Origin of the sequence: Streptomyces sp. RG80, assembly GCF_040446465.1 — a bacterium.
In the GTDB taxonomy this organism is placed as follows: domain Bacteria; phylum Actinomycetota; class Actinomycetes; order Streptomycetales; family Streptomycetaceae; genus Streptomyces.
Genome location: NZ_JBEAAJ010000017.1, coordinates 54340 through 69037, shown reverse-complemented (window position 1 = coordinate 69037; position 14698 = coordinate 54340). Strand labels below are relative to the sequence as shown.

Genomic DNA, 14698 nt, shown 5'->3' with positions numbered 1-14698 from the left:
AGCAATGCTCAAGCACACCCTCTGCTTCACAATCCGAAGTCGATCATCCATTTTTGCGTCTGTATGGTTGCCATGACAGTGCCCTGTGTGAGGGAGAACGGCACCCATGACCGCAGTGCCCATAACGGCTACCCATGAGCACCCCGTCGGACGGGAAACCGAACTCTCCTTGCTCGCGCGAACTGTGGCCGCGCTCCGGGACGGCCGGGGCTCGGTGGTGGAAATCACCGGAGAGCCGGGCATCGGCAAGACCCACCTGGCCACGGCACTCGTCGACCTGGCAACACAGCAGGGAGTCCCGGTCATCCGCGCCCACGCCGTACGCGGAAACACCACGCCGTTCCAGGTGTTGCGGGACGCCTGGGAGGCTCGGCGGGCCGGCGGTGCCAAGGGGAAGCCGTTCGACGAGGTCCGTGACCTGCCCGGCGAGTGGGCGGCAGGCTGCGTCCTGGTGCTGGACGACATCCACTGGTGCGATCCGGACTCGGCGGCCGTGCTCGTGCGGCTGGCCCGTTCCGTGGCGCCCAGACCCTTCCTCCTCGCCCTGGCGCACCGCCCTGGACAGACGGCGCCCGAGTTGCGTCAGGCGCTGGAGGACGGCGTACGAGCCGACACCGTCACCCGTATCGAACCTGGCCCGCTCGACGCGGAGGCCGTGGCCGCGCTGCTCGCCCGTTGGGGCACGCCCGTTGCTCGCGAACCGCGCACCCCGGCAGAACTAGAAGAACTCGCGGCCCCGTTGCGCTACTCCGCCGAACTACAGGAATTCGCGGCCCGGTTGTGCGCGGCGGCCGAAGGAAATCCGCGGTACTTGCGTCTGCTCGCCGCGGCGAACTGGCAGCCCGAGCACTGGCCCGACCTCCCCGGCACCGACGCCGTCGGCCTGCTCCGCGAGGCGAAGCCGCTCATCGCCGAACTCGACGCGCTGACGCCGCAGGCGGCCGTCGCGGCCTCGGCAGCGGCCGTGCTGGGCAGCCCGTTCCGGCCGCAGGACGTCGCACAGGTCTCCGGGCTTGGGCTGGACCGCACCCTCGACGCGCTCGCCGAACTGGAGCGGGCGGAGCTGGTGCGTTCGGCCGACTGGAAGGGCGGTCTGGCCTTCCGCCATCCCGTCATCGGCCATGTCGCGCACGAGAGGGCCGGCGTGTCCTTCCGGCTGCGCGCCCACCGCCGCGCCCTGGAACTGATCACCGGCCGTGGCGGCCGGGCTCGCGAACGGGCCCGCCACGCCGAGCACCTGCTGGGCGCGGACGCCGCTCTCGCCGCGCGGGTGCTGGCCGAGGGCGCCGCGGAGCTCGCCGTACGGGAGCCGGAGACCGCGGCGCGCTGGCTCCGTTCGGCCCTGGAGTCCCTCCCCGAAGGGCACGACGGGGAAGGGGAATCCCCTACCCGGACCGAGATGGAACTCGCCTGCTGCCGTGCGCTGATCGCCTCGGGCCGATTGCATGAGGCTCGCACGCGCGCGCACGAACTGCTGGCGCATCGGCACGCGGCTCTCGGCGAGCGGCAGTCGCTCCAGGCCCACGCCGTCTGCGCGAACGCAGAGCGGCAGCTCGGCCGGTACGCGGAGGCGGCGGCCATCGCAGGAGCCGCCCTCGGCCTGCTGCCCAGGCCGCTGCCCGATCCGTTGCCGGCCGAGGCCGTGGAACTGATCATCGAGTACGGCCTGGTCCACGTCCTCAGCGGTGCGCACGACCAGGCACGCGATCTGCTCCGGGAGGCCGCGCGGACGCCGAGTGAGGCGGACGGAGCGGATCGCACCGTCCTGCGGGTCCTCAACGCCCTGTGCGCCACCCACGCGGGAGATCTGGACGAGGCCGCCGACGAAGTCACCCGCTGTGCCCGCCTCGTGGACGCCCTTCCGGACCCGCTCGCGGGCCGTACGCCGGAGACTCTGGCTCTGCTCGGCAGCGCCGAGCTCTACCTGGAACGGTTCGCGGACGCGGCCCGCCACCTGAGCCGAGGGCTGGCGCCCGCCGACTCGGGCCCTCAGCGGCCCATCCTGCTGCACCGGCTCCTGGGACTCGCCACGGCCGAGCTGTGGACCGGACGCCTGGAAGCCTCCCAGCGGCATGCCCGGGAAGTGGAGAACCTGGCCCGCCCCCTCGGCGTCCAGCCCGCCGTCACCCTGGCGCAGGCAATCCGCGCGACGGCACTCGTCTGGGCCCATGGCCGGGAGCGTGCCGACGAGGCCGTCACGCTCGTCGAGGAGGTCACGAGCACGCTCCCGCCCGGCCACGGCTGGTGGAGCGCCTCGGCAACGGGCCTGCTGGCCCAGGCCCGGCTGCTCGCCGGTGACGCCGCCGGATCCCGACGGACCCTGCTGGAGGGCGGAGGCGGCAAACGCCTCCCCCGGGTCCGGCCCTTCTCCCGCCCCCTCCTGCTCACCCTGCTGGCCACGGCCACACTGGACTGCGGGGACCGCGAGGAGGCGCACCGACTGGTCCGGGCCGCCGAGGCGGAGTCCGACCGCCTCGGACTGCCCATCCAGGAGGCCTACGTTCACTGCGCCCGTGCCCAGCTCCACACGGCCGACGGGGAGCACGACGCGGCGGCCAAGCTCTTCGACCTCGCCGCGGAGGCCTTCCGGTCGGCCGACATGCCTGTGCAGTACGCCTGGACCCTGGCGACCGGCGCCCGCTCTTTCCACGAGGCCCACGGCCCGGCCGCCGCCCTCGGCCACCTCGACGCGGCCGAGGCGGTCGCCCGCGCCTACGGCGCACTGCTGGTCCAGGAGCGGGTGACCAGCACACGTGCCGAGCTGTCGGGGAACACCCTCGGCACACACCCCCTCGGCCTGCTCAGCGACCGCGAACGGGAGATCGCCGAACTCGCGGCGACGACCCTGCGCACCCGGGAGATCGCCGAGCGGCTCTTCCTGAGCCCCCGCACCGTGGAGACACACCTCTCCCGCATCTACCGCAAACTCGAGGTCCCGTCCCGGCTCGCACTCTCCGACCTCCTGCGGCGGAGCGGGTAGCACGGGGTCGCGCGCGAGTGGGCAACCGATGTGACCACCTGCTCAGAGACAGACGGCAGCACGCATCGCTCGGCTCAGGTGTCGTAACAACCGTCCCAGGGAGGTGGTCAAGTGCACTCCGCGGTGGGCTCAGTGACGACAGCGGTGGTAGGAGGCCGTCTCGTTGCCCTGATCGGCAGTGGAGACGGAACGGTACAAATCTGGGACCCGGTCACCGGCCGGCCGATCGGTGAAGTCCTGGAGGGTCACAAGGGCATGGTCTGGGGAGCGGCGACTGCCGTGGTGGACGGCCGGCCCGTCGCCGTCACCGGCGGCAACGACAAAACCGTACGAGTATGGGACCTGACCGGGCTGGGCCTGTACCGATCCCGGAGCGGTTCAACCTGCACCTGATGCCGTCAATCGGCGGTGTCGATGAACTGCTGGACGCGAGCCGCAAGGGCGTCGGTGGCGATGGGCGGCCCAATGGGTTCGCGTTGTTGTCCCCACAGGGCTTGTGCTGGCAGAAGGTTTGCGAGGCATTCGATGACGTCGACGAAGTGGGCAACCAGGCCCGAGCTGTCCAGTTCAGGGTCGTAGTGCAGTCGCAGGCCCTCGAAAGGTCCCGGATGGTGGTGCACAACAGATCCCCGCACCAGGGGATACAGCCAGATGACCGGTTCGTCCGTGCTTTCGTCAAGGACCGCGAAATAGTCGTCGACCTGTTCGAATCGCAAGTGGTCCAGGGATCCCCAACGGGGGTCCGTGGGCGGGAAGTTCGGGTTGTCGTCACCGCAGAGAAGGAAGACATCGCCGAAGCTGGGCCGCTCAGGGCCGGTGAACATGATGTCGATCACGCACTCGTGCTCGACATTGAGGGAATCCATGTGTTCAGACCTTTCACTCCACGACGGCATCCTTTGGCCATGTCAGACACCTCTGAGCGGAAGTCCTGAACGTTCGCGCAGGGATTCCAGTGCGCCGGGGTCCACTGCCCCGATGCGCACAGTGTCGGTGATGTAGGAATAGTGGGCCACCACGCGGCTCGATCGGTCGATAAAGCTCAGCCAGTCACCGCCCTGCTGCATCTCGCGAGACCCGATGTACTCCAGCAGTGGCTCGACAGCCTTCAACTGATCCTGGCGTAGCCGACACGTGGCTTGGTGCGGAAGCGCCCTGACCGCCTGCACGCCGGCGACATTGATCAGGAACGCCGACAGCCGCCGGGCTTCGCTGTACCACTTCTTGCCCGGCTCGGCCCGTCCGTGGACCCTGGGGTCGGACCAGTCGACATCGTCCGGGCGCACGCCCCATTGCGCGGGCCACTGATTCTCCCCCAGGAAGACAAGTAGTCCGTCCTCAAGGCTCAGAAGACTGGGCGCGCTCAGCCGGAAGGTTCGCTCGTGACCTCCCATACCCATCAACTCCGGATGCCTGCCCGCCGCGGCGTAGTAGTCACGCAAGGCGCCCGGCAGGCTGATCCCCAAGCGGTCCTCGGCGGCCGTGATCTCGCCACCAGCGCATCCGTCGTCAAGAGTCCAAGCACCGAACGCGGTCTGCATGAGGTCCTGGAGCAACTCCTTGATCACCACAAGCCCCTATCCGAGTTCACGTCATTCGCACCGTCGATTCCTGGCGCGGGCGGTGGGGTGCGGTGGATGTCGAGCGACCGTCGCCCGCCCTCGCAGGCAGCGATCCAGTCGGCCCGCCGTACAGACACGGCGGTAAGCAAGTCCTCGGTTGGGGGCAGCCCACCGGACGCCTCAGTTGTGAGGGTCGGCGCAGCGGTCCCCAGCGCCGGACCAGTCAGGACAGTGTGATCAGACATGACCGAAATGGTAGATACCCGCGAACGCCAGCCCACCTTTCACAGGTCCGCTGCCCCACTTTTCCGTGGAGAGTTACGTAGTCCTACTGACGCTGCGCCGACTTACGACGCCTTCACGCACCCCTCCACGGCGACCCTCACCACCGCAACCTGCTCCGCCCTTCTGCCCCAGCCAACTTCTGCGAGGACATCAGCAGTTGCGGCGTACAGCCGTCCGCCTCTCCCGACGCGAATTGCTCCCACCTTCCACCACCGTGACCTGCGATAACCCGGCCAGGTACGCCAAGCCTCACTCGGAGCACCGATACCGCGGGCCGGCTGGGGATCGGGGACGACCGCACCCGCTTCGCCGACGCCCCCGGTCTGAAGGCATACTCGGGCGCCTCGCCCATCACCAGGGCCTCCGGCAAGAAGTCATCCGTCACCCGGCGCTGAGTGAAGAACGACCGGCTCAACCACACGGATACCTCTGGGCCTTCGCCTCACACGAAGGCAGGCACGCAGCCGCAGCGGTGAGTTCGGTGGGGAACGCGGGGTTTGTCGAACAGGCTGCGGTGCTGGAGGCCGACCCTCAGAAGGTCACCCCCAGCGAGAAGCCTGTTCGACTCGCACGCGCCATGGTCGGTTGAGATACGGCGTCTCAAGGTGCCCAGGGCTTGAGCATATCCTTCATCGTGTCGGTCAGGGCGATTTGCAGGAGCGGGCCGTAGGTGATCCGGCCTACGCCGAGGCGGCGGAAACGCTCGAGGTCGTGCTTGACGGGGTGGGCCGTGGAGTTGACGGGGATGTTCACTGCCCCGATCACCGCGGTGAGCAGTTCATCGTTGTCCTGGATTCCTACCGGGTAGACGCTGTCCGCTCCGGCCTCCTCCAGAGCTCGCAGTCGCTCGATCGCCTCGCGGAGGACGCCGGAAGCGTCCTGCGCGTGCAGGAAGAGGTCGGTGCGCCCGTTCACCCAGACCGCGACGCCTGACTCGTCCGCCGCCGTACGCAGGCCCGCGACGTAGTTCGCATGCTCCTCGGTGCTGCGTACCCGGCCGCCGTCCGAGTGGACGGTGTCCTCGATGTTGAGGCCGACGCCGCCGACCTCGATGAGCCCGGCGACGAGATCAGCGGGCTTCTGCCCGTATCCGGACTCCAGGTCCACGGACACGGGGACGTCGACCGCCGCGATGATCGGCCTGACGGCGGCGAGTACCTCGTCGAAGGTCTGCCCCTCGTGGTCGGCTGCCCCTCGGGAGTCCGCGAGGGGATGGCTGCCGACCGTCAGCGCGGGGAACCCGGCGGCCACTGCTGCACGCGCGGACCAGGCGTCCCACACGGTCGGCAGCACGAGCGGCTTGCTTTGGGCCTGCAGCTGCTTGAGGCGTTGAGCTCGCTCTACGGTGGTATCGAAGTCCATGTCGGGAACACTACCCGGACCACCGGGCGAAGCGGCCTGACATCGGGCATGCGGCCGCCGGCCCGACGGAGTGCGGGGCCGATCGGCCTCTGCCGCCGGCGCCGACGTCCTGGCCATCCCCGACCGAACCTCGAACCGCCGCCCCGTGGAAGCGAATCGACGCTCTCCGCCACACCGGTGTGGCCGGCGCGGCGGAACAGCGGCTCAGGCGTCGGATCACGATGCGCGGACCGCGTCGGCAGGTGAGGTGCGCAGGGCCTGGCGGGTGGGCAGTTCGATGGTGAGGAACGCCGTGACGGTGACCGTGACCACCAGGGCGGGGAGCAGCCACACCGGGCCCGCGGGCCAGGGGCGGCCGAGGAAGGCCTGGCCCAGAAGGGCGAGGGGGATCGCGGACAGCAGCAGGGCCGTGGTGAGGGCGGTGGCGGCGGTGACCGCGGCCTCACGGCGCATCATCGCGCGGATCTGACGTGGGGTCGTGCCGTTGAGGCGCAGCGCGGCCATCTCGACCCGGCGCTGGGCTGTCGCGGCGACCAGCTTGTTGGCGATGCTCAACAGGAGGTAGACGAGCAGCACCACGATGGTGGCCAGGTTGATCCACACCTCGGGCGGGGCGTCCTCCAGGCCGCCGGTCGAGGCCGGGTCCGCCTTCTCCAGGGTCAGGCCGGGGCGGGACGCGGCCAGGGCGGCGAGTTTCTTCGTGGCCGCGGCCGTGCCGTCGGTGCGTACGAGGACGGACTGGTCGAGCTCCGTAGTGGTGTGTCCGGCCGTCAGGTCGTGGGAGAGGACGACCGGGCCGAAACCGAGACCGCGGTCGTAGACGGCGACGACCTTGGCGTCGACCGGTGTGCCGTCGCCGAGGACCAGCTGCACCCGCCGCCCCACGCCCGCCGACCGCGAGCGGGCGACGTCGCCGCTGACGGCGACCGTGGCGCCGGAGAGGCGGCCGATGTCACCGTCCCGTACGTCGAGGTCGAGGACGCCCGCGGCGTCCGGGGGGAGGATCGTCGCGGAGCCGGCCTCGGACACCGTGTCGTCGAGCATCTTGTACGTCCAGATCACTGCCGTGGTGCCAACCGGAGCCGCCGCCCGGACCCCGGGCGTCTTGCGTACGGCGGCCAGGGTGCCCTCGGGCAGTCCGCCCAGGCCGGGCGCGCTCAGCCGCTGCTGGGCGAGGGTGCCGTTGCGGGTGTCCTGGTCGGTGGCGGCCATCAGGGTGGTCTGGGCGAAGGTGTACGTCAGTACGAACACGACCGCCATGGCCAGGGTGCTGACGATCCCCGCGTTGCGCAGGGCGTAGGCACGGAGATTGGACATCGCCAGCCAGGTCGGCGCGGAGGCGCCGGAACGGGTGCGCCTGCTCGCGGCGGCGCCGACGCCCCGGACGAGGGCCGGCCCGGCCAGCGCCAGACCGATCGCGCCGAGGATGCCCGCGATGGAGGTGGCGGTGGCGCCCAGGACGGTGCGGGAGAAGAGCGGAAGAGCCGACAGGGCGGTCGCGGCGAGGATGACCACCAGACCGGAGCGCGTACGGATCCTGGACGGGTCACGGGGTTCGCTGCGCGACTCGGCGACCGCCTCCGTCGCCGGCATGCGGGAGGTGCGCCACGCCGCGCCCCGCGCCGAGAGCTGTACGGCGAGGGCCGTCAGGAGGATCGTCGCGACCGCGGGCAACGGACTGTAGGTGAGGGGGAGTTCGGCGGGGATGACGCCCCGGTCCGCCAGCAGGCCGCGGAACTGTCCGGCCAGGAGGTAGCCCACCGCCACTCCGGGAACGAGCGCGCCGGCCGCGATGAGGGTGGCCTGGGACGCGGCGAGCCGTCGTATCTGCCGGGGGGTCGCGCCGACGGCCCGCATCAGCGCCAGGTCGCGGCGCTGCCCGCCGAGCGACACGGCCAGCGCGCTCGCCATGACGAACCCGGTGATCAGCACGATGATCCCGGAGAGGGACCCGGCGAGCAGGATGAGCAGGGAGCGGCTCGCACCCGCGCCGGGCGACACGAGGTCCCCGCGGTCCACGCCGGTGACTGCCTCGAGCCCGGTGTCCTTCAGCTTCGTACGGACGTCGGCGGCGACTTGTTCCTGGGCCCCCGGCGCGGTGCGCAGACCGATCAGGTCGACGGTGCGGGCGAGCGCTCCGTCCGCACGGCCCGACAGCCGTAGGGCCGTCCGGTCGGCGAAGAGCACACCGGCGTCCGGCGCGTCGACCACCGCCGAGACGCGGTAACCGGCGGCGGGACGGCCGTTCGCGACAACCCGCACCCGGTCGCCCGCCTTGACCCCCGCGGCGGCTGCGGTCGCGCTGTCCACGGCGACCTCGCCGGAACCGGCCGGCGCGTCACCGTCCACCGCCTGGTCCTTCAGAAGCTCGGTGGACGACCAGCCGTGACCCGCCGACGCGGGATCCTTCGTCGGTACGACCCGGCCGCGGGAGTCGACGAGCGCGGCGGGGAAGGCGATGTCACCGACCGTCGCCTCCACCCCCGGCAGCCCGGACAGGTCGGCGACCAGGGCGGCCGGGACCCTACGGCGCTCCGGGAGGGCGATCGGCAGGTCCCCGGCCGGCCGGAACTCCTGGTCGGCCGCGACCACGACGTCCGCGCCGGCGAGGCGGCCGGGCGGCAGGTGGGAACGGACACCGGACTCGGCCAGGACGCCGGTGCCGGTGATCAGAGCGGCCCCGCCCAGGACCGCGCACGCCACAGCGATCAGGGCGGTGATCCGGTGGGCGGCCATGTGCAGCGCGAGACGGAACACGGCTCACACCTTTCCCAACGCGACGAGACGATCGGCCAGTTGAACGGCGGTAGGGGCCTCCAGGGACTCGACCACGCGGCCATCGGCCATCACCAGCACCCGGTGTGCGCGGGCCGCTGCGGCCGGATCATGGGTGACCATCACGACCGTCTGCTGCAACTCGTCGACCAGGTCCCTCAGCAGGTCCAGCACCTCGTGGGCGCTGCGCAGATCCAGCGCGCCCGTCGGCTCGTCAGCGAACACGACGGCCGGTCTGGCCACCAACGCCCGTACGACGGCGGCGCGTTGCTGCTGGCCGCCGGAGAGTTCGGCCGGCCGGTGGCTCAGCCGGTCGGCGAGACCGACCCGTCCCACCAGTGTGCGCAGCCAGTCGCTATCCGGGGCCCGTCCCGCGAGGCGCAGCGGCAGGGTGATGTTGTCCTCGACACTGAGCGAGGGGATGAGGTTGTACGCCTGGAACACGAACCCGACGCGTTCCCGGCGCAGTTCGGTCCGGCGGGTCTCGTTCAACCCGCCGATCTCGTGGCCGTCGATGCGGATGCTCCCGGACGTCGGCGAGTCCAGCCCGGCGGCGCAGTGCATCAGTGTGCTCTTGCCGGAGCCCGAAGGCCCCATCACGGCGACGAACGCACCGCGCTCCACGGTCAACGACACGTCGTCGAGGGCGCGTACACCTGCCGCGTACTCCTTGCTGACCTGGGTCAGCGCGATGGCGGAGGTCATCGACGGCCTCGCAGACTGCGCACGGCGAGGGCGCCGCCGCACAGCACCGTGACGATGCCGCAGACGAAGTGGACCCAGGTGTCGGCCCCGCCGAGGGAGGCCGCCATATTGGTCACCGCGCTGATCACCACCACGGACCACAGCAGCGTGCGGGCGACCTCCCCTCGGGTGAGGCTGTCGGCGTCGGTGGTCGTGTTCCCCATGGCGTCGCTCCTGTGATCCGTGCGTGTCCGCACTCGTGCGCTGTCGTCACCGACGCTATGGATCAGCACCCTTCGCGGCCGATCCCGCAGCCCGCCCCCTCCAGGTACAGCAGGCTGTACTTCCGGTCCCCGACGCCCTCCGCGAACCGGCGTGCGGCATAAGGTCGTCCGCGACCGAGGGAGGCTGGATGACACCACACGAAGACCGCGCTGCCGGCACCGTCAGCACGGCCGGCACCGTCAGCACGGCAGGCACTGTCACCGATGCCGCCGACCGGAGCACGGAGGTCAAGGACACCGTCGTACGCACCCTGAGCGCCGCCGGCACCGCGCTCGGAGAACTGGCGTCCGGCCTCAACACAGCCCTGCTCGCCCTGCTGGTGCTGCTGTGGACGGCCGTCACCGCCGTGACGAGCCTGGTCGGGGCGGGGCTGCTCATGACGCCCGCCCTGCTGCGCGCGCTGCACGCCCTGGCCGGACACGAACGCGCGCGGCTCGCCCGCCGGGGCCACGAGGTCATCGCCCCACAACCCCCGCCGACCCAGCTGCGGCTCGCACTGGCCGACCCCACCACCCGACGAGAGCTGCGCTGGCTGGTCCGGCACGCGACGCTGGGCCTGCTTCTGGGAGTGCTCGGAGTCCTGCTGCCGGTCCTCGCCGTGCGGGACAGCGCCTTTCCGCTGTACTGGCAACTCCTGCCCGAGGAAGCGACCGCCACCTCCCTGGGGGTCGGCCTGGCACGGTCCTGGCCCGAAGCCCTCGCCGTGTGTCTGCTGGGCCTCGGTTGGGTCATCATCATCCTCGGCCTCGCCCCCGGCATGGCCCGACTGCAAGCCCGGCCCGGACGGGAACTCCTCGCGGCCGGACCCGACGCCGATCTCTCCCTGCGCGTCGCGGAACTGACCGCCACCCGCGCCGCCGCGCTCGACGCGCACGCCGTCGAACTGCGCCGTATCGAGCGCTCGTTGCACGACGGTACACAGAACCGCATCGTCAGCGTCACCGTCCTGCTCGGCGCGGCCCGCCGGATGGTCGCCCGCGACCCGGCCGGCGCCGACGAACTCCTCGAACGCGCCCAGTCCGCCGCCGAACAGGCCCTCGCCGAACTGCGTACGGTCTCCCGCAGCATCCTGCCGCCGGTACTCGACGACCGCGGCCTGGCCGGAGCACTCTCGGGACTGGCGGCGCACAGCGGTGTGCCCTGCCGAATCGACGTCGACATCCCCGACCGCTGCGCGGCCTCCGTGGAGGCGACCGCCTACTTCGTCGTCGCCGAGGCGCTGACCAACATCGCCAAGCACAGCGGCGCCCGCAGCGCCACCGTGACGGCCCACAGCCGTGGCGGCCGACTGCACCTGCGCGTCGAGGACGACGGCCGGGGCGGAGCCGACGAGCACAGCGGCTCCGGACTCACCGGTATCCGCCGCCGGACAGCGGCCCTGGACGGTAGCCTCACCCTGGCCAGCCCGCCCGGCGGGCCCACGACCCTCGAAGTGGATCTCCCCTGCGGATTGTGACCCGCCGACGGGCCCCGTGCTGCCGATGGCCCCGACCTGCGGATGGACCGTGAACTGCGGATGGACCGTGAACTGCGCATCGTCATAGCCGAGGACGACCCGTTGCTGCGCGAGGGCCTGGCCCTGCTGCTGCGCGCGGAGGGCCTCGACGTGGCAGCCACCGCGGGCACCCCCGACGGGGTGCTGGACGCCATCGACGAACACAAACCGGACGTGGCGATCCTCGACGTACGAATGCCCCCGACCCACACCGACGAGGGCATCGTCGCGGCGGTCGAGGCACGGCGCCGACGGCCCGACCTGGCTGTCCTCGTCCTGTCCGCCTATGTCGAGCAGAGCTTCGCCACCGAACTGCTGGCCGGCGGTGTCACCGGCCTCGGGTATCTGCTCAAGGAGCGCGTCGGGCGCGTCCAGGAGTTCCTCGACGCCCTGCACCGGGTGGCGGACGGCGGTACCGCCATCGACCCCGAAGTCGTCGCCCAGCTCTTCACCCGCTCCCGCCAGGACCCCCGCCTGGAGCGGCTCAGCCCCCGCGAACGGGACGTACTCGCCCTGATGGCCGAGGGGTTGGGCAACTCCGCCATCGCCGGACGCCTCGTCGTCACCGAGGGCGCCGTCCACAAACACATCCGCAGCATCTTCGCCAAGCTCGACCTGTCCCCCGCCGACCAGGTGGACCGGCGGGTCGCCGCCGTCCTGCGCTATCTGGAGGACGTACGCCGACTGGCGTGAGTACGGACGTACGTCGCCTGGCGTGCGGTGCGCGGTGGGCGTACGGAGAAACCTCGCCCGGCGCGCTCCCACGGTGCCCACCGCAAGCGCCTCACAGCCCCCGGCCACGTTCCGGAGCAGCCTCCAGGACAACGTGGACGCCATCCACAGGATAGGGACGCACTCCCCACTCGGCCCTTCTGCGCCGCAGGACCGAAGCCCGACTCCGGCCTCACCGAGCCGACGGCCACTCCCCCACGTAGAAGAGCTCCAACTGGCCGTAGGGCTCGTCAACGTCCGACAGCTCGAGCGACAGGTTCTCAAGGATCGACACCGCACGCACAAATCCGTGGACATCGGCGCGGAGGAACGCGGGAGCCGAGGAGAACACCACGGCCATGGCCCAGGGCGTATTCGCGCCGCGCTCCCGGAGAAGGTCACGGAGCGCGTCCCAGTTGTCGTCGTACTCGTCGGGCTTTGCCAGGGCTCGTCCGAGCGCAGCCTGCAGATCAGCCTCCCGCCGCACGTCCGCCAAATCGATCTCCAGTACCGACAAGCCGGACCCGGCCAACGCCTTCAGCAGAGAGCCGCGCTGATCATCGGCGACAAAGTACGGGGCCGCCGGCAGCCAGGGAAGTGCCTCCTCCACATCAACCCAGGCGTCCAGGAACTCATCTTCAACGGTCACTGATTCCGCCCCTCACCACGCTCATCCATCCCTTGTTCTTCGCAGGGAATCCCGGCCTTCAGGCCGGGCGGGAATGCGATCCTCGGCCCGGAGGCGCGAAGCGCCGGAGTTCTCTGCGGCGTGTGTGGTGACGGTCAGGCTGGGCGCTTCTGGCTCTCGATGTAGTCCTTGACGATGCTCAGGGGTGCGCCGCCGCAGGACGCGGCGAAGTAGGACGGGGACCAGAACACCGAGCCCGTTCCGATCCGGTTGATCCGGCCGGTGTACTCCGCGCGGAGGTAGCGGGAGCTGACGCCCTTGAGGCTGTTGACGAGCTTGGACAGGGCGGTCTTCGGCGGGTAGTGGACGAGCAGGTGGACGTGATCGCCTTCTCCGTTGAACTCCCGCAGCTCGGCCTCGAAGGACTGGCACACGTCCCGCATGATCTCCTCGCAACGCGTCAGCATGTCGTCGTTGAAGACCTCCCGCCGGTACTTCGTGACAAACACCAAGTGTGCGTGAAGGTTGAAAACGACATGATTTCCTCGTCGGACATCGGGATCTGGTTCCCAGCGTGGTGACATACACCAAGTGTAGTAGGATCAAGCGAACTCGACCGGAGGGGGTGGGCTGAGATGATCCGTGCGTACAAGTTCCTCCTGCGGCCCACCGTCCGCCAGGCCCAGGCACTCGCAGAGATGCTGCGGGATCACTGCTCCCTGTACAACGCGGCGTTGCAGGAGCGGCGTGACGCCTGGCGGCATCCGTCGAAGACCAGCGTCAGGTACGGGATGCAGTCGGCGCAGCTCAAGGACATCCGGGCGTTCGACCCTGAGCGTCAGGGCCGCTGGTCGTTCTCCTCGCAGCAGGCCACCCTGCGCCGCCTCGACAAGGCGTTCGCCGCGTTCTTCCGCCGGGTCACGTCCGGTGAGACGCCCGGCTACCCGCGCTTTCGCGGGGTGAACTGGTTCGACACGGTGGACTTTCCTAAGGACGGCGACGGCTGCCGGTTCAACTCCACCCCGCACGATGCGGCCACCCGCGTCCGCCTCCAGGGCGTCGGACATGTCAAGGTCAACCAGCACCGCCCGGTGGCCGGTCGGGTGAAGACCGTGTCGGTCAAGCGCGAGGGCCGAAAGTGGTTCGTCGTACTGACCGCCGAACAGGACCAGCCCGAACCGCTGCCCGCGACCGGCAGCGTGGTCGGCATCGACCTGGGCATCGCGAACTTCCTCGCCGACTCGGACGGCGGGTTCGTCCCCAACCCGCGACACGGACGCAAGGCCGCCGCGAAACTCGAAGCCGCACAGCAGGCCCTGTCCCGCTTCCCGCGCCGCAAGGCCAAGGACCGCACCGCCAACCACCAGCGCGCTGTGGAGAAAGTCGCCGAACTGCACGGCAAGGTGCGCCGCCAGCGCCTTGACCACGCCCACAAAACAGCCCTCGGCCTGGTCCGCGCACACGATGTGATCGCGCACGAAGACCTCAAGATCCGCAACATGAGCAAGGCCCCCGTACCGAAACCCGACCCCGACCGGGCAGGCTTGTTCCTGCCCAACGGGGCCGCCGCGAAGGCCGGGCTCAACAAGTCGATCAACGATGCCGGATGGGGGGTGTTCCTGACGATCCTGCACGCCAAGGCTGAAAGCGCCGGACGAGAAGTGATCGCCGTGGACCCCCGCAACACCTCCCGCACCTGCCCCGCATGCGGGCACACCGCCAAGGAGAACCGGCCCACACAAGAGAAATTCCACTGCGTGGCCTGCGGCCACCACGCGCACGCCGACACCGTGGGTGCCACCAACGTTCTACGGGCCGGGCTGGTCCGTCGCAACGCCAACCCGGCATAGCGAGAAGCCCCCGGCTTCAGCCGGGGGAGGAGTCACGACCCACATGATCCCCGACCGGCGTTCGGCAACGCCCACCTGTCG

Annotated in this window: 13 protein-coding genes; 5 read left to right on the top strand and 8 right to left on the bottom strand. The window is 70.4% G+C overall.

Going from position 1 to position 14698, the window contains the following annotated elements:
• Positions 1 to 106 precede the first annotated feature (106 nt).
• Together ABKA17_RS43280 and ABKA17_RS43275 are read left to right on the top strand one after the other, a co-directional pair.
• On the top strand, positions 107 to 2980 hold the full coding sequence (locus ABKA17_RS43280) for a LuxR C-terminal-related transcriptional regulator (protein WP_353697922.1): 2874 nt from the start codon (positions 107 to 109) through the stop codon (positions 2978 to 2980).
• Positions 2981 to 3091: 111 nt separating this feature from the next.
• Entirely contained in the window at positions 3092 to 3373 is a 282-nt protein-coding gene (locus ABKA17_RS43275; RefSeq protein ID WP_353697921.1) for a hypothetical protein, read from the top strand.
• 5 nt (positions 3374 to 3378) lie between these two features.
• Here ABKA17_RS43275 and ABKA17_RS43270 read toward each other — a convergent pair whose 3' ends face one another.
• The 6 genes from ABKA17_RS43270 to ABKA17_RS43245 form a co-directional block, all read right to left on the bottom strand.
• Positions 3379 to 3846: a hypothetical protein gene (locus ABKA17_RS43270; RefSeq protein WP_353697920.1), complete on the bottom strand. Its 468-nt coding sequence runs from the start codon at positions 3844 to 3846 to the stop codon at positions 3379 to 3381.
• Positions 3847 to 3888: 42 nt separating this feature from the next.
• Entirely contained in the window at positions 3889 to 4548 is a 660-nt protein-coding gene (locus ABKA17_RS43265; RefSeq protein WP_353697919.1) for a hypothetical protein, read from the bottom strand.
• Positions 4549 to 5427: 879 nt separating this feature from the next.
• Entirely contained in the window at positions 5428 to 6189 is a 762-nt protein-coding gene (locus ABKA17_RS43260) for an isocitrate lyase/PEP mutase family protein (protein WP_353697918.1), read from the bottom strand.
• A 216-nt stretch (positions 6190 to 6405) separates the two neighbouring features.
• The gene (locus ABKA17_RS43255; protein WP_353697917.1) at positions 6406 to 8946 is read right to left on the bottom strand and encodes an FtsX-like permease family protein; all 2541 of its coding nucleotides are present in this window, start codon (positions 8944 to 8946) and stop codon (positions 6406 to 6408) included.
• A gap of 3 nt (positions 8947 to 8949) precedes the next feature.
• Positions 8950 to 9669, bottom strand: a complete 720-nt coding sequence (locus ABKA17_RS43250) for an ABC transporter ATP-binding protein (RefSeq protein WP_353697916.1) — start codon at positions 9667 to 9669, stop codon at positions 8950 to 8952.
• Positions 9666 to 9872, bottom strand: a complete 207-nt coding sequence (locus ABKA17_RS43245) for a hypothetical protein (protein WP_353697915.1) — start codon at positions 9870 to 9872, stop codon at positions 9666 to 9668. Before ABKA17_RS43245 ends, ABKA17_RS43250 begins: the two co-directional genes overlap by 4 nt.
• Before the next feature lie 188 nt (positions 9873 to 10060).
• On the opposite strand from ABKA17_RS43245, the gene ABKA17_RS43240 reads away from it, so the two are divergent.
• Positions 10061 to 11389 (top strand): sensor histidine kinase, encoded by a 1329-nt coding sequence (locus ABKA17_RS43240; RefSeq protein ID WP_353697914.1) that lies wholly within the window; start codon positions 10061 to 10063, stop codon positions 11387 to 11389.
• A 42-nt stretch (positions 11390 to 11431) separates the two neighbouring features.
• Positions 11432 to 12121 (top strand): response regulator, encoded by a 690-nt coding sequence (locus tag ABKA17_RS43235; RefSeq protein ID WP_353697913.1) that lies wholly within the window; start codon positions 11432 to 11434, stop codon positions 12119 to 12121.
• Positions 12122 to 12332: 211 nt separating this feature from the next.
• Here the strand turns inward: ABKA17_RS43235 and ABKA17_RS43230 are convergent, their stop codons facing one another.
• A complete protein-coding gene (locus ABKA17_RS43230) occupies positions 12333 to 12788 on the bottom strand; it encodes a barstar family protein (RefSeq protein ID WP_353697912.1) in 456 nt (151 codons plus the stop codon).
• Between the two features lie 134 nt (positions 12789 to 12922).
• Complete coding sequence (gene tnpA / locus ABKA17_RS43225) at positions 12923 to 13351, bottom strand: IS200/IS605 family transposase (RefSeq protein WP_353697911.1); 429 nt, start codon at positions 13349 to 13351, stop codon at positions 12923 to 12925.
• A gap of 51 nt (positions 13352 to 13402) precedes the next feature.
• Here tnpA and ABKA17_RS43220 point away from each other — a divergent pair, with 51 nt between their 5' ends.
• Complete coding sequence (locus tag ABKA17_RS43220; protein WP_353697910.1) at positions 13403 to 14617, top strand: RNA-guided endonuclease InsQ/TnpB family protein; 1215 nt, start codon at positions 13403 to 13405, stop codon at positions 14615 to 14617.
• Positions 14618 to 14698 lie beyond the last annotated feature (81 nt).